The 17899-nt window shown below is 56.4% G+C and carries 18 protein-coding genes and 1 tRNA gene; 5 read left to right on the top strand and 14 right to left on the bottom strand.

The genetic code is table 11. The features are described from left to right. Positions 1-107: 107 nt before the first annotated feature. The 3 genes from rpsT to mutM form a co-directional block, all read right to left on the bottom strand. A complete protein-coding gene (gene rpsT, locus UF64_RS18695; RefSeq protein WP_008888964.1) occupies positions 108-368 on the bottom strand; it encodes a 30S ribosomal protein S20 in 261 nt (86 codons plus the stop codon). Between the two features lie 451 nt (positions 369-819). After that, positions 820-1596 carry an enoyl-CoA hydratase gene (locus tag UF64_RS18690; protein WP_044830119.1) on the bottom strand — a complete coding sequence of 259 codons (777 nt, stop codon included), beginning with the start codon at positions 1594-1596 and terminating at the stop codon, positions 820-822. Between the two features lie 268 nt (positions 1597-1864). Further along, positions 1865-2704, bottom strand: a complete 840-nt coding sequence (gene mutM, locus UF64_RS18685; protein WP_044830118.1) for a bifunctional DNA-formamidopyrimidine glycosylase/DNA-(apurinic or apyrimidinic site) lyase — start codon at positions 2702-2704, stop codon at positions 1865-1867. A 174-nt stretch (positions 2705-2878) separates the two neighbouring features. Between mutM and UF64_RS18680 the strand changes: the two genes are divergently transcribed. Next, complete coding sequence (locus tag UF64_RS18680; RefSeq protein ID WP_044830117.1) at positions 2879-3682, top strand: TSUP family transporter; 804 nt, start codon at positions 2879-2881, stop codon at positions 3680-3682. A gap of 76 nt (positions 3683-3758) precedes the next feature. Here UF64_RS18680 and UF64_RS18675 read toward each other — a convergent pair whose 3' ends face one another. The 8 genes from UF64_RS18675 to aroA all read right to left on the bottom strand — a co-directional run bounded on the left by UF64_RS18675 (position 3759) and on the right by aroA (position 12407). Then, positions 3759-4967: an MFS transporter gene (locus UF64_RS18675; RefSeq protein ID WP_044830116.1), complete on the bottom strand. Its 1209-nt coding sequence runs from the start codon at positions 4965-4967 to the stop codon at positions 3759-3761. 238 nt (positions 4968-5205) lie between these two features. Continuing rightward, positions 5206-5928: an orotidine-5'-phosphate decarboxylase gene (gene pyrF, locus UF64_RS18670; protein WP_044830277.1), complete on the bottom strand. Its 723-nt coding sequence runs from the start codon at positions 5926-5928 to the stop codon at positions 5206-5208. A 261-nt stretch (positions 5929-6189) separates the two neighbouring features. Beyond that, a complete protein-coding gene (locus UF64_RS18665; protein ID WP_044830115.1) occupies positions 6190-6498 on the bottom strand; it encodes a lipopolysaccharide assembly LapA domain-containing protein in 309 nt (102 codons plus the stop codon). Between the two features lie 235 nt (positions 6499-6733). Next, positions 6734-7009 carry an integration host factor subunit beta gene (gene ihfB / locus UF64_RS18660; protein WP_044830114.1) on the bottom strand — a complete coding sequence of 92 codons (276 nt, stop codon included), beginning with the start codon at positions 7007-7009 and terminating at the stop codon, positions 6734-6736. A gap of 71 nt (positions 7010-7080) precedes the next feature. Then, positions 7081-8004, bottom strand: coding sequence for a signal peptide peptidase SppA (sppA, locus tag UF64_RS18655; protein ID WP_044830113.1), 924 nt, complete (start codon positions 8002-8004; stop codon positions 7081-7083). Between the two features lie 383 nt (positions 8005-8387). Further along, positions 8388-10091, bottom strand: coding sequence for a 30S ribosomal protein S1 (gene rpsA, locus UF64_RS18650; RefSeq protein ID WP_044830112.1), 1704 nt, complete (start codon positions 10089-10091; stop codon positions 8388-8390). Between the two features lie 232 nt (positions 10092-10323). Next, a complete protein-coding gene (cmk, locus tag UF64_RS18645) occupies positions 10324-10968 on the bottom strand; it encodes a (d)CMP kinase (RefSeq protein ID WP_044830111.1) in 645 nt (214 codons plus the stop codon). 95 nt (positions 10969-11063) lie between these two features. Continuing rightward, positions 11064-12407, bottom strand: coding sequence for a 3-phosphoshikimate 1-carboxyvinyltransferase (gene aroA, locus UF64_RS18640; protein ID WP_044830110.1), 1344 nt, complete (start codon positions 12405-12407; stop codon positions 11064-11066). Between the two features lie 361 nt (positions 12408-12768). Between aroA and UF64_RS18635 the strand changes: the two genes are divergently transcribed. The 3 genes from UF64_RS18635 to UF64_RS18625 all read left to right on the top strand — a co-directional run bounded on the left by UF64_RS18635 (position 12769) and on the right by UF64_RS18625 (position 13796). Continuing rightward, the gene (locus tag UF64_RS18635) at positions 12769-13074 is read left to right on the top strand and encodes an FYDLN acid domain-containing protein (RefSeq protein WP_044830109.1); all 306 of its coding nucleotides are present in this window, start codon (positions 12769-12771) and stop codon (positions 13072-13074) included. Positions 13075-13170: 96 nt separating this feature from the next. Next, a tRNA-Ala gene (locus UF64_RS18630) sits at positions 13171-13246 on the top strand. Positions 13247-13331: 85 nt separating this feature from the next. Continuing rightward, positions 13332-13796 carry a YtoQ family protein gene (locus tag UF64_RS18625; RefSeq protein ID WP_044830108.1) on the top strand — a complete coding sequence of 155 codons (465 nt, stop codon included), beginning with the start codon at positions 13332-13334 and terminating at the stop codon, positions 13794-13796. 23 nt (positions 13797-13819) lie between these two features. Here the strand turns inward: UF64_RS18625 and UF64_RS18620 are convergent, their stop codons facing one another. From UF64_RS18620 to UF64_RS18610, 3 genes are all read right to left on the bottom strand, one after another. Next, positions 13820-14989, bottom strand: coding sequence for a pyridoxal phosphate-dependent aminotransferase (locus UF64_RS18620; protein ID WP_044830107.1), 1170 nt, complete (start codon positions 14987-14989; stop codon positions 13820-13822). Then, complete coding sequence (locus tag UF64_RS18615; protein ID WP_044830106.1) at positions 14986-15684, bottom strand: TetR family transcriptional regulator C-terminal domain-containing protein; 699 nt, start codon at positions 15682-15684, stop codon at positions 14986-14988. Before UF64_RS18615 ends, UF64_RS18620 begins: the two co-directional genes overlap by 4 nt. Positions 15685-15810: 126 nt before the next feature. After that, positions 15811-16767, bottom strand: coding sequence for an NAD(P)-dependent oxidoreductase (locus tag UF64_RS18610; protein WP_044830105.1), 957 nt, complete (start codon positions 16765-16767; stop codon positions 15811-15813). Between the two features lie 163 nt (positions 16768-16930). Between UF64_RS18610 and UF64_RS18605 the strand changes: the two genes are divergently transcribed. Continuing rightward, positions 16931-17719, top strand: a complete 789-nt coding sequence (locus tag UF64_RS18605) for a class II aldolase/adducin family protein (RefSeq protein WP_235285157.1) — start codon at positions 16931-16933, stop codon at positions 17717-17719. The last annotated feature ends 180 nt before the right edge of the window (positions 17720-17899 follow it).

The following is a 17899-nucleotide window of genomic DNA, read 5'->3' as shown; positions in this document are numbered from 1 at the left end:
CTTGCACCCGCGCAACCAAGGAACAAAAGGTGATTCTGCGAAATCCGGGCAGCGAAAAGGCCGCACCAGAGGTGCGGCCTTCGACTCGCCATCCCGTAAGGGATAAATTAAAGCGCTTTGATACGCGCGGTAAGGCGCGAAACCTTGCGAGCAACGGTGTTCTTGTGCAGAACACCAAGCTGTGCGCCACGCGCCATTTCCGGCTCAGCGATTTTCATCGCAGCCAGAGCAGCATCTTTATCGCCAGTGTTCAGCGCAGCCTCGACCTTCTTAACGAAGGTACGAATGCGACCGATACGTGCACCGTTTACTTCTGCACGTGCGGCGTTGCGGCGAATGCGCTTCTTGGCCGATTTATGGTGAGCCATTGCGAACCTGTCTCTTCAAACAAATGTTACGTAATTCGGAGCGCGGCTTATAGCTCTGTCCGAAACCCTCGTCAACCCCCGATACAGCGTCAGGGTCAGGGCCTACTAATTTAGTTGCAGTGGTCAACCGGATTTGTGCGGATACGCGAAGCCAACCCGCAGGAAGATATACATCTTTCAAGGGTTTGCGACAAAGTTGCCCGTGCAAATCCGATTGATCCGAAGGACAGTCGTTATATTTGCCACCTCCTGCGTCAAATCCCTTGCTCGGGATGCCGACCCGATCTGCGGGTTTTTCCTTGGATTCGGCAAATATAACGACTGCCACTACAATTAAATTAGTAGGCCCTGACCCTCACGCCTCAATTTCTGCGGCTTTGGACTCTTTTAAGCTGCAAAGCAGATATGCAGCCGGGGAATCAGAGGTAAAGTTGATGTCAGCACCGCGCAATTAGCGGTGCTTGAACTCTGCCTTACGCTTCTCGCTAAAGGCTTTCATGCCCTCGGCGCGATCTTCGAGTGCGAAGGTTGAATGGAATTCGCGACGCTCGAACATCAGGCCTTCGGTCAGGGTCATTTCATAGGCCTTGTTGACCGATTCCTTGACCTTCATCGAAACCGGGCCCGAGAAGGAGGCGATCTTTTCGGCCAGCTGCAGCGCTTCGTCGAGAAGCGAGTCGGCCGGAACGATTCGCGCGACCAGGCCGGCACGTTCGGCTTCTTCGGCATCCATCATGCGTCCGGTCAGGCACATTTCCATCGCCTTGGACTTGCCAACTGCGCGCGTCAGGCGCTGGGTGCCGCCCGCACCGGGGATGGTGCCGATGGTGATTTCCGGCTGACCGAACTTGGCGGTATCAGCCGCAATCATGATGTCGCACATCATTGCCATTTCGCAGCCACCGCCAAGCGCGAATCCGGCGACTGCGGCAATGGTCGGCTTGCGGCATGAAGCAACGCGCGTCCAGCCCTTGGTGATGAAGTCGTTCTTGTAGACACCCATATAGTCGTAATCGGCCATTTCCTTGATGTCGGCACCGGCTGCAAAGGCCCGTTCCGACCCGGTAATGACAATCGCACGGATGTCTTCATCGGATTCGAAATCATCAAGTGCCGCACCAATATCCTTGATCAGCGCATCACACAGCGCATTGAGCGCCTTGGGGCGGTTAAGCGTGATCAGGCCGACATTGCCCTTTTTCTCGGCGATGATGTTTTCATAAGACATGCAAGTGATCCTTTATTCGCTGTTCGGCCCGTGGGACTCCAGTGCGGATTCCTGTGGCGTGATTGGACCGATTCGGCTGAAACCATATTTTGATACTGTTTTACCGATTTTACCCGCGCGCCGCAACCGAACCTGTCAGTGATTTTGCCAAACCCGAATGCCGACATGGCTTGGTGATATGCCGCCCCATCAGAATGCCGTTACGGCAGTCTGGCACATCCGCCAGCAAAGATGGTGTGGCGATCCGAAGACGGTTTGATGAAGCAGCTTATTTCTGGCAGCTGGGACAGAAGAAGGTTGATCGCCCTGCCTGCACGATGCGTTCGATCGTGGCGTCACAGCCGTCGGCAACGCAGGTTTCGCCTTCGCGGCCATAGACGCGGAAATTATGCTGGAAATAGCCAAGCTCGCCATCGCTCTGGCGATAGTCCTTAAGGCTTGAGCCGCCAGCGGCAATTGCATCTTCAAGGACAAGACGGATTTCGCGGTAAAGCCGTTCGATCTCGCCGGGTTTGAGATCCTTTGCCAGACGGTCCGGGGCAATGCCGGATCGAAACAGCGCTTCGCAGACATATATATTGCCAAGACCGGCGACCAGTTTCTGATCCAGCAGCACGGTCTTGATCGGGCTTGCGCGTTTGGCGATGCCCGCCGCCAGCACGGTGGCGTTAAAGGCATTGCCAAGTGGCTCTGGCCCGATACCTGCCAGCATCTTGTGGGTTGCGACCTCATCCCCGTTGATCAGGGTAATCACGCCAAAGCGCCTTGGATCGTTAAACCGCACCACCGCCCCGTCGGCCATGACGAAATCGACATGGTCGTGCTTGCCCGGTTCGGGCACACCCACAGCCGGATCATTGTGGATTGTCATGCGGCCCGACATGCCAAGATGGACCAGCAACACCTGACCATCATCAAGATAGCCGAGGATGTATTTCGCGCGCCGGGTCAGCTGATTGATCCGGCGCCCTGCCATGCGATCGACAAAGCCATCGGGAAACGGAAACCGCAGGTTTGCGCGCCGCTGCACGACGTGATCAACAACCTGTCCTTCCATGACGGGTGTCAGACCACGGGTGACTGTTTCGACCTCAGGCAATTCGGGCATGTCTGGAACTCATATAAACAAAGCTGTGTGACTTTTAGACTACGGCTAGCGCGCAATTCAACGACTGAAATCGATCCCACTGGACGCGTACGCGCAAAGCCATATGATGTGCGCTGTTTTGACAGACTGTATCGCCCCCACCATACAGTCGCGCCCCTTTGTGAAAGCCCCCCGATGGAATTTGGTTTTGATCTTCTTCTGATCCTGTTTGCGGTTGCCACCTTTGCCGGCTTTGTCGATGCGATTGCCGGGGGTGGCGGGTTGATCACCATTCCGGCCCTGCTGTGGGCAGGTGTGACCCCGGCCCAGGCATTGGCGACCAACAAGCTGCAGGGCAGCTTTGGCAGTTTCAGCGCATCGCTTAATTTCATCCGCAAGGGGCATGTTGATCCGCGCGATATGGTGCTGGCGATTGTTCTGACCTTTGCCGGGTCGGCGGTCGGGACGGTTCTGGTGCAGATGCTCGATCCCGGCATTCTGATGACCATCCTGCCGGCTCTTTTGATTTTGATTGCGCTTTATTTCCTGTTTTCGCCACGCGTGGGCGACATTGATGCGCATCAGATCATCGGCAAGACGACCTTTGCCTTTACCGCCGGCTTTGCCATTGGTTTTTATGACGGCTTTTTCGGGCCGGGTACCGGGTCATTCTTTTCCATCGCCTTTGTCGCCCTGCTTGGTTTCAACATGACCAAGGCAACCGCCCACACGAAGATCCTTAACTTCACGTCGAACTTTGCATCCCTTGTGATGTTTATTGCCGGGGGTGAGGTCGTCTGGATTGTTGGTGGTGCGATGGCCGTGGGTGCCCTGATTGGCGCGCAAATTGGATCGCATATGGTGATGAAGGTGGGTGCGCGTCTGGTACGGCCGCTGCTTGTCGTGACTTCGATTGCGATATCGATCAAGCTGATCATTGATCAGTACGGCACGACCATCAGCCAAAGCTGGGACCAGGTACGCCACTGGATTGGCTAGTTAAGTCTGCAGCGGACAAAAGAAAAACCCGTCAGCCACATGGTTGACGGGTTTTGTTTTTGATCAGGCCCCTAACTCAGGCGCTGGCACCGCTTTCGGCAAACACCTCGTCGCGGCGATCCAAAAGATGGCTCCAAACCGTGCACAGCAGGGCCAGAACCGCAATTGCGGCCCCCAGCCACGGGATATGCTGATAGGAAACGCCCTGGGTAATGGCGATACCGCCAAACCAGGCCCCTGCCGCATTGCCAAGGTTAAAGGCCCCCTGATTAAGGGTGGAGGCCAGGTTGGGCGCATCGGATGCCTCGTTCACCACCCGCATCTGAAGCGGGGAAACCAGCGCGAACGCCACCACCCCCCAAAGCACCACAGTTGCCACGGCCGGAATGACCGAACTTAGTGTTTCGGTAAACATGGCAAGGATCGCGATCAACAGCACGAAGGCAATGATGATCGCCGGCATCAAACGCCAATCACCCAGACGCCCACCGATATAGTTGCCGAGCGTCAATCCAACCCCGAACAGCAACAGGACATAGGTGACCTGACGCGGGGTGATGCCGGTAATTTCCTGCAACATCGGGGTGATATAGGTAAAGACGCTAAACAGGCTGGCCGCAGAGAGAACCGAGATCAGCATCGCCAGCAGAACCTGCGGCTTGCCAAGCGATTTTGCCTCAAGCAACAGACTTCCGGTTGAAGCGGCAATCTTGCGTGGAAGCGCGATATAAAGGGCACCTGCGGCAAAGACACCAATCGCCACCACCGCCCAGAAGGTCGAGCGCCAACCAAGTTCCTGACCAAGGGCGGTGCCAAACGGCACACCAAGCACATTGGCCAAGGTCAGACCGGAAAACATCAGGGCAATCGCCTGCACGCGTTTATGTGGTGCGACAAGGTTGGAGGCCACAACGGCGCCGAGACCAAAAAACGCGCCATGGCAGAAGGCCGTAACCACGCGGGCCGCCATCAAAAGCCAGTAATCCAGGGCAATCGCACACAGGAAGTTGCCGAGGATAAAGATCGAAATCAGCAGCAGCAAAGCCCGCCGGCGGTCCATCCGCGCCGTGGCAATCGCTAGAAACGGCGCGCCAAAGGTCACGCCGAGCGCATAGCCCGTCACCAGCAAGCCGGCATCGGGAATGCTGACGCCAAGATCAAGCGCAACATCGGGCAAAAGCCCCATGATGACAAACTCGGTCGTGCCGATCCCGAAAGACGCAAGGGCGAGCGCCAAAATCGGCAGGTTCCCGAAAAATCCAGGGCGGGTGGCGGTATTCGTCATGTCAGAATATCCAGAACAACGTTGGCGCGGGCGATAGCTTTGGATCAGGTGACGCACGCCGCGCGACCAAACTTTTGTGCAACTGCGAGATACGCATCATGCACCAATTATTGAAACGATTCAATTCTGAGATAATGTCTGGCGCAAATCCATCGCGAAATTTGCATGGCAGCTTGTCACCTCCCGATCACATCAGAGGCTGGACAAGCTGCACGCTTTTACGACGCAGGACGAAGAATCAGGAAAGTTCGGCGACGATTTTTTGCGCTGCGGCAACCGGATCATCGGCCTTGGTGATCGGACGGCCAATCACCAGAACGTCACTACCCGTGGCGACCGCATCGGCCGGGGTGACGATACGTTTCTGATCATCGCTTGCCGCCCAGCTTGGGCGAATACCCGGCGTGATCAGTTTGAAGTCGGGACCAAGGGCGCTTCGCACCGGGGTGATTTCCTTTGCAGAGCAGACAACCCCGTCCAGCCCCGCCTTCTGGGTCAGTTCGGCCAGTTTGACGACGCGTTCTTCAATCGGGCCTTTCAGGCCGACATCATCAAGATCGCCCTGATCCATGCTGGTCAGGATGGTGACCGCAATCACCCAAGGCACCTCGACACCGGCCTTGTCGGCAGCTTCGCGCGCCGCATCACCGGCACGTTTCATCATTTCCAGACCACCCGCCGCGTGGACATTGACGATCTTGAGCCCCAGCGGGGTTACCGCGCGCACCGCGCCCGCAACCGTATTGGGGATATCGTGATATTTGACATCGAGGAAGATCGGCATGCCGGCCTTGGCAACCGCCTTGACGCCCTGTGGCCCGTGAGCTGCGAAGAATTCCTTGCCCAGTTTGGCACCACCAATAATGCTCGAGAGGCTTGATGCCAGCGAAATCGCATGATCAAGGTCGGTGGTATCAATCGCACAGAAGATACGGTCTTTGGCGGCAAGGGTCTGGGTCATGCGGTCCTCCATCAAACGGGCAGTGGCAAACGGTAGTGGGCTGGCAGTTTCTTGGCCCACATCCGTTAGAAGAGCTGGCAGAAGGACTGGCAGATTTCCCTGCGCGGGCGGACCGGACATGGCTTAGCCGATTTGGGCGCAAAGGCCAATGTCAAATCGGGCGGTTATCCTGCAAGGACGCCATGCGCCAAATCGCCAGCGCGCGATCTAATCCTGGCCCCAGACAGCAAAAGGGCCCCGAAACGGAGCCCTTCAAATCGCCTAGCTGTGGCCAATCGCCTTTTGGTCGGTATTTGGCGTGGCGTGCGTTGGTTCGTCGGTTTTGATGCGCTTGAGCTCGCTGTCCATGCGGCGCGCTGCCCGGCGATGCTTGCCCTGAAGCAACCATTCAAAGGCAAAGCCGATGCCAAGCCCGATCAACAGTGCGACCATGATCGGCAGGAACAGCGGCAGATCGACTTCAAACGGCAGAGGCCAGAGCGAAATCGTTACCAAAGCCCGGTTGGACACAGCGAAGACCGCAATCAATACGGCAAGCGGAATGGAAATAATCCAGTACAGGAAGCGCATTCTTAAGCTCCTTGTGCCGCGCCTTGCCATCCCGAAAACGGGACAGGTCAGAACCCGGCAGCAGGTCACGTTTGATCAATGTTCTGATCAGTATGGGGCAAGAACCGGACAAATGCCATGGCGACGGTCACACAGTTTTTGTGTAGGACACACAGGCAGACTGGATCGGACGGGTTGCGGGTGACGCAATTGCGAGACACGCCCGATCGCCGGTCAAAAACAGATCAGGCAGGGATCAGTTCAAACGTTCGCGAAGCTGTTTGCCGGTTTTGAAATAGGGAACCTTTTTCTCACCGACAGGGACGGCATCCCCAGTACGCGGGTTACGGCCGACACGGGCGTCGCGCTGTTTTACGGAAAATGCGCCAAAGCCGCGAAGCTCGACCCGGTCGCCGCGCGCAAGCGCGTCGGTGATCTCGTCAAAGATCGTGGCGACAATCCGCTCAACGTCGCGCTGATAGAGATGCGGGTTCATCTCCGCAAGGCGGGCAATCAATTCAGATTTTGTCATTTCCAGGCCCCATCCTGTTGGTGCTGACAGTCTCACTCAACCACGGATTAGATTATGTCTTAGAGAAGCTATCACTCAGGTTGCCAGACCGTCAGCAAACCGTCAAGTTTAAGCCCCTCAGATGACAGCACTTTTCCAAGGTTTCCCTCAAGAACAGCACTCATAAAATCATCTTCCGGGTATTCGATTTCAAGCGGCACTACCTGCGCATCCGTCGTGACACCGGCTTCCTCTTCGAGCCAGCGCAAGGCTTCACGACGGCCTCCAATTTCGTCAATCAGTCCGTTTGCCACCGCCTGCTGGCCGGTATAAACACGGCCATCGGCAAGGGTGGTCACGGTATCCACCGACATATCGCGGCGGGTTGCAACCATCTCAACAAACACGTCAAACATGTCCGAAATCAGGCCCTGCATGGCCGATTTTGCAACATCATCAACGGGTTCGAACGGATTGGGTGCAGCTTTCAGCGGACCGCTTTTCACAGTCAGCGGTTCAACACCGAGTTTCTCAAGGGTTCCATTGAAATTCATCGACTGGAAAATCACCCCGATCGACCCGGTAATCGTGCCACGGCGGGCAATGATATGGTCTGCGGCAATCGCGGTCATGTAACCGCCGGACGCAGCAACCGTCCCCATTTCAGCAACAATCGGGCGGGTTTCTCCGATCCGGCGCAGCGCTTCAAACAGCGTTTCGCCGCCAACCATGGTGCCGCCCGGGCTGTTGATATGAACAATCACACCGACAACGTCGCTGTCTTCTTCGATCGCGCTGAGTGCATCCAGAAGATAGGGATCTTCGGTGATTACACCTTCGATGGTGACTTCAACAATCCGCGGCCCGAGACCGCCCAGAACACTGTCCTTCACACCGGTGCCCGACAAGCCGACCACGATCACCGCAAGCACAGCAATCACCGCCACCACGCGCCAGCGAAAGATGGATTTTTTCAGTCGACGTCGATCAAGCAGAATATCGGCATCAAGCGCCATCAAGCTATTCCGGTTCTAATTGTTCAATCAAATACTTAGAAGAGTGTGACCCCTTAAACCTGTCTCTTCAAATGGTTTTTCTCGTCGCGGAAGGCAAGAACAAAAAACGTTTAAAATCAAAATTTTCGCGAAAAACGCCGATATCAGCAGAGTCGGCGGAAAAATCCGGCCCATAAACCTGATGATATACAATTTGGCGCCCTAAAAGCGACCGCCCGGCGCATCAGGCGGGAGCGCTCCCGGACCGGTCAGCATCGGTCTGCGGCATCAGAATTGAGCATCAGACTGCAGCTGCAAAATCCGGGCAAAAGAAAACGGGCCGCGCAAAGCGCGACCCGTCTTTTCGTTCTGCAATGTTGCAGAGCGTATTCCCGGAGGGTGGCTTATTCGCCGCCTTCCTGTTTCTTGCGCAGAGCTTCGCCGAGGATGTCGCCGAGCGATGCGCCGCTGTCTGCCGAACCGTAATCCGCCATTGCTTTCTTCTCGTCAGCAACTTCAAGAGCTTTGACAGAGAGGGAAACCTTGCGGGTTTTGGAGTCGATTGCGGTAACGCGTGCGTCGACTTTTTCACCAACTGCAAAGCGTTCCGGACGCTGTTCAGAACGCTCGCGCGCCAGCTCAGCTTTACGGATGAAGCCTTTGAGTTCGGTGTCGCCAACAGAAACCTCGATGCCACCGTCGTTAACTTCGGTAACTTCACAGGTTACAGCGTCGCCACGCTTGATACCGACAACGGCATCTTTGAACGGATCGCCAGCAAGCTGTTTGATGCCGAGCGAGATGCGTTCTTTTTCGACGTCAACGTCAAGAACCTTGGCTTTGACGATGTCGCCTTTTTTGTATTCCTTGATGACTTCTTCACCAGCGCGGTCCCATGACAGGTCCGAAAGGTGAGCCATACCGTCGATACCGCCCATGAGGCCGATGAACAGACCGAATTCGGTGATGTTCTTGACTTCGCCTTCGATCTCGGACTCGACCGGATGAGCTGCCAGGAAAGCATCCCACGGGTTCGAGGTGCACTGCTTGAGGCCAAGCGAGATACGACGCTTCTGGGCATCGACGTCGAGCACCATGACTTCGACTTCCTGCGAGGTCGAAACGATTTTGCCCGGGTGGATGTTTTTCTTGGTCCAGGACATTTCGGAAACGTGGACCAGGCCTTCGACACCAGCTTCGAGTTCGACGAATGCGCCGTAATCGGTGATGTTGGTGACACGACCTTCGAACTTCGAACCGACCGGGTACTTGGCTTCGACGCCTTCCCACGGATCAGCTTCAAGCTGCTTCATGCCAAGCGAGATACGCTGGGTTTCGCTGTTGAAGCGGATAACCTGGACTTTAACAGTCTGGCCGATCTGGAGTGCTTCGGACGGATGGTTGATACGTTTCCAAGCGATGTCGGTAACGTGCAGCAGGCCGTCAACGCCACCAAGATCGACGAATGCGCCGTAATCGGTGATGTTTTTGACAACGCCGTCAAGAACCTGACCTTCCTGAAGGTTCTGGATCAGTTCAGCACGCTGTTCTGCACGGGTCTCTTCGAGAACGGCACGACGCGAAACAACGATGTTGCCGCGCGAACGATCCATTTTCAGGATCTGGAACGGCTGCGGGTTGTTCATCAGCGGGGTGACGTCACGAACCGGACGGATATCAACCTGGGAACCCGGAAGGAACGCAACTGCGCCCGACAGGTCAACGGTGAAGCCGCCTTTAACACGACCAAAGATGGTGCCGTCGACGCGTTTGCCTTCGGAGAACTGTTTTTCCAGCTCAACCCAAGCTTCTTCGCGGCGCGCTTTTTCGCGCGACAGGACGATCAGGCCATCCTTGTTTTCATAGCGGTCGACATAAACATCAACGGTATCGCCAATGTTTACTTCGCCTGCGCCAAATTCTTTAAGCGGAACGCGGCCTTCGGATTTCAGGCCGACATCGACGATGGCATCATCGTCAGTTTTTTTAACGACCGAACCGGTCATTACGCGGCCAACAAAACCTTCGTCTTCAGAACCAAGGGTTTCAGCCAGCAGGGCGGCAAAATCTTCGCCAGTCGAGAATTGTGCTTCTTCAGCGGTGGTCATAAACCAGACTTCCTTTCGAGTATCGTCACTATATTCTGGCCAACCGGTTGTGTCCGGTGGTCTTTGCCGCAAAATCGCGGCGATGTGTCATTCACTGTTCAAACCCGAACGCATGTGAAGGCGAACCTTCCATACACGAAAAGGTGAACGCACAAGTCGTTCACCTTAGGGACAGGCCATGTGACCGGTACCTCGGGATCGTTCAACGCCTGACGGTTAAAACGCCTTTTGATCAGTCATCCGCACCCATATGGGTATGGATATGTGCCATGACGGCATCGAACACTGCGTTGGCATTCAGACGGTCCGTATCAATATGGATTGCGTCATCTGCCATCTTGAGCGGTGCGACATCGCGAGCACTGTCTCGGGCATCCCGTTCTTCAAGCTCTTTAAGAACGCGCTCGTATATAGCAGCGGGATTTTTATCCTGCAACTGTTTGAACCGACGGTTTGCACGTTCTTCGACACTGGCCGTCAGGTAAAACTTGATCGGCGCGTCCGGGCAGACCACGGTTCCGATGTCACGGCCATCAAGAACCGCACCGCGTTTACCGCCCGGCGGGGTGGTGGCAAGGGTGCGCTGGAAATCAAGCAACACCTCGCGAACCCTTGGAATCGCTGCAACTTTTGAGGCGGCCGTACCGACTTCCTCGCTGCGGAGTGCTTCGCCTTCAAGATCGGCGGCACTGAGATTTTCTGCCGCGCGCACCGCGACGGCTTCATCCGCCGGGTCGCCATTTTCGGCCAGAACTTTCGCACCGGTCGCACGATAAAGCAGGCCGGTATCAAGATAGGCATAGTCCATTGCCTCTGCGACTCGACGTGCCAAGGTCCCCTTGCCGGACGCGGCCGGCCCATCAATGGCGATGATCATATGGGTCACTCCCTGTGATTGATGCTGCTTATATAAGTGCCGGTCAGAATGGTCGCTGTGACTTACATCAGTGACTTATATATTGGTCGGCCCGATCAGGAATGCAGGGCGAATTTTGCGCCCATATCCCCCATCAGGGTTTCAAAGTTCGGGAAGCTTGTCGCAATCGGGTTGGCATCATCGACCGCAACCGGCTTTTCAGCGCCAAGACCCAGAACCAGGAACGACATCGCAATACGATGATCAAGATGGGTTTCCACCATGCCACCGCCCGGCACCACACCGCCGGTGACAATCAGATCATCGCCTTCGATCCGGTGGATCACGCCATTGGCTTCAAGGCCGGCTGCCACCGCCGCCAGGCGATCCGATTCCTTCACGCGCAGCTCTTCAAGATCGCACATGCGGGTTTCACCCTCGGCATAGGCCGCAGCCACCGCAAGCACCGGATATTCATCAATCATCGACGGGGCGCGTTCGGCCGGAACGACAATGCCCTTGAGCCGGTTTTTGCCGGTCACCACCAGATCGCCGATGGTTTCGCCCGCTTCTTCGCGCTCGTTGGTAATCGAGATGTCACCGCCCATTTCAACAAGGGTGGTAATCAGGCCGGTGCGCAGCGGGTTCAGGCATACGTCACGAATGGTGACATTGCTGTCGGGGTTGATCAGGGCCGCAACCAGCGGGAAGGCGGCCGAGCTTGGATCGGTCGGAACGACAATGTCGGCGGCCTTCATTTCGACCGGGCCGGTCAGGCTGACGGTGCGACCGCCATCGTCATTGACCTTCACATCAACATCCACCCCAAAGTGACGCAGCATGCGTTCGGTATGGTCGCGCGACGGTTTGGGTTCGATCACCGTGGTGGTACCCGTCGTGTTCAGCCCCGCCAGCATCACAGCCGACTTCACCTGGGCAGATGCCATCGGCAGGGTATAGGTCACGGGCTTGGCTTCATCGGTGCCAATCACCGCCATCGGCGGACGACCACGATCACGGGTGATGAATTGCGCGCCAAATTCGGAAAGCGGATCGGCAACACGCCCCATCGGGCGTTTGCAGAGCGACGCATCGCCGGTAAAGAACGTCGTGATCGGATGGGTGGCAACGATGCCCGCCATCAAACGAATACCGGTTCCGGCATTGCCCATGTCAATCACGCTATCGGGTTCGCGCAGTGCGCCAACACCAACACCGGTCACATGCCAGGTGCCATCGTCATCGCGGGTAACGGTTGCACCCAGCTTGCGCATGGCGTCTGCGGTTGCCAGAACGTCTTCGCCTTCGAGCAGACCGGTGACCTTGGTCGTACCGATTGCCAGACCACCAAACATCAGGGAGCGATGGGAAATGGATTTGTCACCTGGAACCCGGATATCACCCGAAAGCGGCCCGGCCTTGGCCGAGGAAAGCGGGCGTTTGGTTTGCGAAGAACTCATGGGTGCGTACCTGCCAGTCACTGTTTTACCATCAACAAAATCGCTGATTGAAAACCCACTGCGCAGCGGCCATGTTTTCAGGCGCGCGCGGGCCTTTCAATCAGGGGACCAATGCTCTAGCACAAGCGGTTGGCAGGCACCAGTATCGAACCCGAAATTCGGTATGGGAATTTGCATCAATGTGAGGCAAATTTAACCCAGCCCCCTACCAAAGGTAAAAACGCGCAATTTCCTTTTGACAAGGGGTCAACAAGATGGCAATTGGGCCTTTCGGACAAGACGCTGTGCGCAGCCTTGCTGCGCGTTTGCGACACACAGTCTTTTTCTTAATTGATAACGGTAATTAAGAGGATTTGCCGTAATGTCAGCACGCGGTAAGAAACGTCACTGCCTCGCTTGTGGTACCAAGTATTACGACTTGAACCGGACCCCGGTTGTCTGCCCGAAATGCAAAACGCCTGACGGGGTAACCAAGGTCAAGAAATCCGCTGTTGCCAAACCGGCACCGGAAGAAGACGAAGACGTCGATGACGTCAACGATCTTGACGATGATACCGATGTCGATGTCGACGATGATATTCTCGAAGATGCTTCCGATCTTGGCGAAGATGATGATGATCTTGGCGAAGTCTATGAGCATGTCGAATCAGACGACGACGATCGCTAAGAAATTTTGAAAAAGGGTCTTGCCAACATTTGGCGAACCTTCTAAATATGCGCCGCGCCGCAGAGCCTGCTTGTCAGACTGCGTCGCGGACAAAGTGGGGCCGTAGCTCAGTTGGGAGAGCGCTACAATGGCATTGTAGAGGTCGTCAGTTCGATCCTGATCGGCTCCACCATTCAAAACCCGTTGCCTTTGGCGACGGGTTTTGTCGTTTTAGGGTCTGACGTACCCCATCATAACGACCACCAAGGGAGAGAAAGATGAGCAAAGTCTGGACCGTTTATTTGTCGGGCGAAATTCACAGCGATTGGCGCGAGCGCATTGAGGCGGGTGCTGCAGAAGCTGGCCTTCCGGTCGAGCTGGTAGCACCGATCACCGTGCATGAAGATTCAGATGATTGCGGCGTTGCCGTGTTTGGCGCGGAAGAAAACAAGTTCTGGCATGACCGCAAGGGCGCGCAGCTTAATGCCATGCGCACCAAGACCTTGCTGGCAGAGTCCGACCTTGCCGTCATCCGCTTTGGCGAGAAATACAAGCAATGGAATGCGGCCTTTGATGCCGGTCAGGCGTCCGCCCTTGGCATTCCTTATATTACGCTCCATCCCGCCGAGCATGACCATGCGCTTAAGGAAGTCGATGGTGCGGCCAATGGTGTTGCCCGCGAACCCGAACAGGTGGTTGCGGCACTGGCCTATATCATCCGGGGTGATATGCCCAAGGCGTAAGCCAAAACGTATACAACCGGGCCTTATGCCGATTTTTCGGCGAAGGCCCGGATGCGTTTGATGGCTTCGCGGAGTTCGTCGTCGGGCACCGTGAGCGCCACGCGGATCAGGTTTTTGGCGTTTTCGCCAAAGGAAGCGCCTGGCATGACCGCGACATTTTGATCATCGAGAAGCCCCCAGGCGAATTCTTCGCCATTCATGCCGGTGGCACCGACATCAATCATCGCGAACATGCCGCCTGATACCTTGCCCGGCTTCAGGACGGTGCAGCCGGCAAGCTCGGTTTCGATCATGTCCACGCGGGCGGCGTAGCTCTTGCACATGCGTTTGGCGGTATCGAAATTGCCGCGAAGGGCGACCTCGGTCGCATCGGCAATGAAGGGCTGATTGCCAAACAGGATAGTTTCGGAAATCGGCAGAACCTTGGTGCAGAGTTCCGCGGGACCAACGGCCCAGCCACTACGAAAGCCGGTGGCGGCATAGGTTTTCGAGATCGAGGACGTGACGATGGTGCGATCGCGCAGCTCTGCGATTTCAAGCGGGGATGCGAAAGCGCCTTCAAACACCAGATCCTCATAGACTTCGTCACAGACAATCCACAGATCATGCTCAATGGCGATCTTGCCAAGTTCGACCAGTGTTGCGCGATCAAGCAGCGCGCCGGACGGGTTGTGTGGCGTGTTGAGCAACAACACGCGGCTTTCGCTGGTGATGGCCGCGCGCAGATCGTCGGGCTGCATGATAAAGCCATGCTCGATCGACAGCGGAACGGATTGCAATTCTGCCCCGGATGCGCGGATCACCCCGGCATAGGTCGCATAATAGGGATCGCCGACCAGCACGCCCTGCCCGGCATCCACAAGCGCGGTCATGACGGTATAAAGCGCGGTCTGTGTACCCGGGAAACACAAGATGTTTTCGGGCGTAATTTCCGGCCAGGCGGGTTTGTATTTTTCAACCAGCGCACCCAGCAGCCCCACCTCGCCCCGGCCATTGGAATAATGGGTGCGGCCGCGCCGCATGGAGGCCTCGCACGCGTCAATCAGGGCAGGGTCGACGGGAATATCGGGCTCGCCAATCGTGAGTTCGATGATTTTCGCCCCTTCGGCCTCACGATCACGCGCGGTGTTATGAACGGCCCATTTCGCCCCGCCCAGTTCGGCAAGACGATCGGTAATCTTGGCATATCTCATGACGGCTTACTTTGTTGTTCGCGGTTTATCGGATGGCCGGTTGATTGAAGGGCAATATCAGGTGCGGAGAGCGCCCCGGCAGGCAATTCAAGCAGGCGTTCGGCCGCCCCGGTGATCAGATCGGGCAGGATATCCTGAGCATACAGGCCGGAATTGATCGCCCCTTCCATCCAGAGACCATCAATCAGACCATTGAGCGCAATCGCATGGTTGCGGCAAATCGCCACACTGTACGGGCAGCCGTGATGGATCAGGACCGGCTCGATCAGGGTTTCAAGGACGCTTAGAAATTCGCGATACCCATCACGGTGAATTTCGGCAAAGCCCGGATCATGACGCACACGACCAATGAAGGTCGCCCAAAGCGACACGGTTTCTTCGTCCATGTTCGGACGGGTCAGGTTGGCACGTAGGAAGCTTGCCAATTGTGCCTCTGGCGTGCCTTCGGCCGCACGCGCGCTTTCGCTGGCCTGTGCGGTTAGCTGGCCGACCAGATAGGCATAGGCATTGCGGATCATGTCATCCTTGCTGCCGAAATAATGGCGCACCAGACCGACGGTCACCCCGGCCTCCTCGGTAATCCGACGCACCGATGCCCCGTGCAGGCCATGGCGGGCAACACAGGTCAGCGTTGCCTCCATCAAACTGCGGCGGCGCACATCAAGCGACAGGCGTTGAAATGTTTTTCGGCTCATTCCCGGTTCCCGGATGGCTAGCGGATCGTGTACCGACACCCTTGCCTTCGCACACTGTTATACAATTGATTAATTTTAGTCGGGTTTCAAGACTGCAATCGGTTTTGCCCAACCTGACCAAGCTGCTCAGTAGCCCTGCCCGCGGCTAATAGCCAGGCTAAGCGGCCTGCCTGCATGCAGCTCGCGCGCCGATTGCAGGGCCTGCTCGGCAACGATGTGCGGTGTTGTATCACTGGCGATATGCGGCGTGATGCGCAGGCGCGGGTCTGACCAGAAAGGATGATCGGACGGCAGGGGTTCGGTGCGAAAGACATCAAGCGTCGCGCCACTGAGTTGTCCGCTATCGAGGGCGGCAACCAGATCCTCCTCGACCAGATGTTCGCCGCGCCCGATCTGGATCAGCCAGGCCCCCTTGGCGAGCTTGGCAAACAGGTCGGCATCAAGGATATTTTCGGTTTCGGCGGTCAGTGGCAGAACGTTGATCACCACATCCTGACCCACGACCGATTTCAAAACCGAATCGTCGCCGGTGAAATAGTCCACGCCCTCAACCGGGTCGGTCGGCGCGCGGCGACAGGCGACCGATACGCTAAAGCCACAGGCCGCCAACGCCTTGACAACACTGGCCCCCATGGAGCCATGGCCAAGCACCGCGACCTTGAGATCGTGCGGCGGACGAATCGCAGGTGGCGCCCATTCTGCGCTGGCCTGACTTTGCTGCATCCGGGCGAAGCCACGTTCAACATGCACGACTTCGTGGACCGCATAACCCGCCATCAAATCGGCCTGATTGGGGTCACGTACGCGGCAAATTGCGACGTCTTTGTTTAAACCCGGATGTTTGAGCAAAGCATCCACACCGGCCCCGACAGACATCGCCATTTCGATGTTGAGATAGGGCGCAAAGGCCGCCGGACCCGGCAGCCAGCAGACGGCAAAGCGGATCAGATCCGGGTTGGTGACTTCATCGGGATTAAGCAGGCGGACGTCGGGGGTCGCATCGCCGAAATCAAGCCCGTAATAGCTTTTGAGATCCATCGCATCGCTAAGAAGAACACCATAAATTGGTTCTGCCGCCGCCATTCGTAAAAGCCCCCTGAACAGTTATTTTCAGCGCTTCTGATCCCGCACAGCGCACCCGATAGATGGGTGCCGACACAAGAAAATTTGCGCTTTGGTTTCATCCTCAGTTAAACAAGTGTATATCAAAGAGTAAAGCCGTTTGATCAGATCACAGGAGGCCGGGATGCATATCGCGACACAGAAGGGCGCCCAAACCAGCGTCATGAGCGACCCAGATATCAGCGAGGCTGAAAAGCAGTGCCGGGTTGAGCTGGCCGCCTGTTACCGGCTGGCCGCGCACTACAAGATGACCGATACGATCTATACCCACATTTCGGCCCGCGTGCCGGGCGAGCCGGGCCACTTTCTGCTCAATCCCTATGGCCTGATGTGGGAGGAAATTACCGCGTCCTCGCTGGTCAAGATCGATGTCGATGGCAACAAGGTCGCAGACAGCCCCTATCGGGTGAATCCGGCCGGCTTTACCATCCATAGTGCTGTGCATATCGGCCGCCATGACGCGGCCTGGGTCATGCATACCCACACGCGGTCAGGCTTTGCGGTTTCGTGCCTTGAAGAAGGGCTGATGCCGCTTAATCAGATCGCGCTGCAGTATTATGGCCAGATCGGCTATCACGATTATGAGGGCATCGCGCTTGATCTTGAAGAACGCGAGAGAATCGTTAAAGCGCTTGGCACCAACATCGCGCTGATCCTGCGCAATCATGGTCTTTTGACAGTGGGCGCAACCGCCGGGCAGATGTTTTCCAACATGTTTTATCTGAACCGCGCGTGCGAGATTCAGGAGTCCACCCTGGCCATGGGCCGACCGCTTCGCAAGATCGATGATGCGGTGATCAAACGCGTTTCCGAACAGTTCAGCCAGATGGCCTATGACGATGGTGATGTGGCACTTGAGTGGGACGCACAAATGCGCCTTGCCGACCGGCTGGACCCCGGTTTCCGCGATTAGGCTATCGCGCCAAAGCAGAGCATTTCGCCCTTCGCAGGCGCGGTAAATGCTTGCCGGTTTTTACATTTTTGGCACCACCTTTGAGCCGGTCCAGAGCACGGGACGGGAACGGGAAAGATTTGTGATTAAAATTTAATCTTCGCATCAAATTGCGCAAAAGACAATCAAATCCCTCCTTGA

Source organism: Thalassospira sp. HJ (genome assembly GCF_000948415.1).
Lineage (GTDB): Bacteria > Pseudomonadota > Alphaproteobacteria > Rhodospirillales > Thalassospiraceae > Thalassospira.
Note: the sequence above shows the minus strand (reverse complement) of the source record. Positions and strands in the feature narration are given on the sequence as shown.

What these genes read in the sequence shown, in the direction of transcription:
- aroA (WP_044830110.1), bottom strand. Translation starts at nt 12,407, where the DNA reads ATGAGTTCTTCGCAAACCAAACGCCCGCTTTCCTCGGCCAAGGCCGGG.
- UF64_RS18620 (WP_044830107.1), bottom strand. Translation starts at nt 14,989, where the DNA reads ATGAGATATGCCAAGATTACCGATCGTCTTGCCGAACTGGGCGGGGCG.
- UF64_RS18615 (WP_044830106.1), bottom strand. Translation starts at nt 15,684, where the DNA reads ATGAGCCGAAAAACATTTCAACGCCTGTCGCTTGATGTGCGCCGCCGC.
- UF64_RS18635 (WP_044830109.1), top strand. Translation starts at nt 12,769, where the DNA reads ATGTCAGCACGCGGTAAGAAACGTCACTGCCTCGCTTGTGGTACCAAG.
- rpsA (WP_044830112.1), bottom strand. Translation starts at nt 10,091, where the DNA reads ATGACCACCGCTGAAGAAGCACAATTCTCGACTGGCGAAGATTTTGCC.
- UF64_RS18675 (WP_044830116.1), bottom strand. Translation starts at nt 4,967, where the DNA reads ATGACGAATACCGCCACCCGCCCTGGATTTTTCGGGAACCTGCCGATT.
- UF64_RS18605 (WP_235285157.1), top strand. Translation starts at nt 16,931, where the DNA reads ATGCATATCGCGACACAGAAGGGCGCCCAAACCAGCGTCATGAGCGAC.
- mutM (WP_044830118.1), bottom strand. Translation starts at nt 2,704, where the DNA reads ATGCCCGAATTGCCTGAGGTCGAAACAGTCACCCGTGGTCTGACACCC.
- ihfB (WP_044830114.1), bottom strand. Translation starts at nt 7,009, where the DNA reads ATGACAAAATCTGAATTGATTGCCCGCCTTGCGGAGATGAACCCGCAT.
- UF64_RS18610 (WP_044830105.1), bottom strand. Translation starts at nt 16,767, where the DNA reads ATGGCGGCGGCAGAACCAATTTATGGTGTTCTTCTTAGCGATGCGATG.
- UF64_RS18690 (WP_044830119.1), bottom strand. Translation starts at nt 1,596, where the DNA reads ATGTCTTATGAAAACATCATCGCCGAGAAAAAGGGCAATGTCGGCCTG.
- rpsT (WP_008888964.1), bottom strand. Translation starts at nt 368, where the DNA reads ATGGCTCACCATAAATCGGCCAAGAAGCGCATTCGCCGCAACGCCGCA.
- UF64_RS18665 (WP_044830115.1), bottom strand. Translation starts at nt 6,498, where the DNA reads ATGCGCTTCCTGTACTGGATTATTTCCATTCCGCTTGCCGTATTGATT.
- pyrF (WP_044830277.1), bottom strand. Translation starts at nt 5,928, where the DNA reads ATGACCCAGACCCTTGCCGCCAAAGACCGTATCTTCTGTGCGATTGAT.
- UF64_RS18625 (WP_044830108.1), top strand. Translation starts at nt 13,332, where the DNA reads ATGAGCAAAGTCTGGACCGTTTATTTGTCGGGCGAAATTCACAGCGAT.
- cmk (WP_044830111.1), bottom strand. Translation starts at nt 10,968, where the DNA reads ATGATCATCGCCATTGATGGGCCGGCCGCGTCCGGCAAGGGGACCTTG.
- UF64_RS18680 (WP_044830117.1), top strand. Translation starts at nt 2,879, where the DNA reads ATGGAATTTGGTTTTGATCTTCTTCTGATCCTGTTTGCGGTTGCCACC.
- sppA (WP_044830113.1), bottom strand. Translation starts at nt 8,004, where the DNA reads ATGGCGCTTGATGCCGATATTCTGCTTGATCGACGTCGACTGAAAAAA.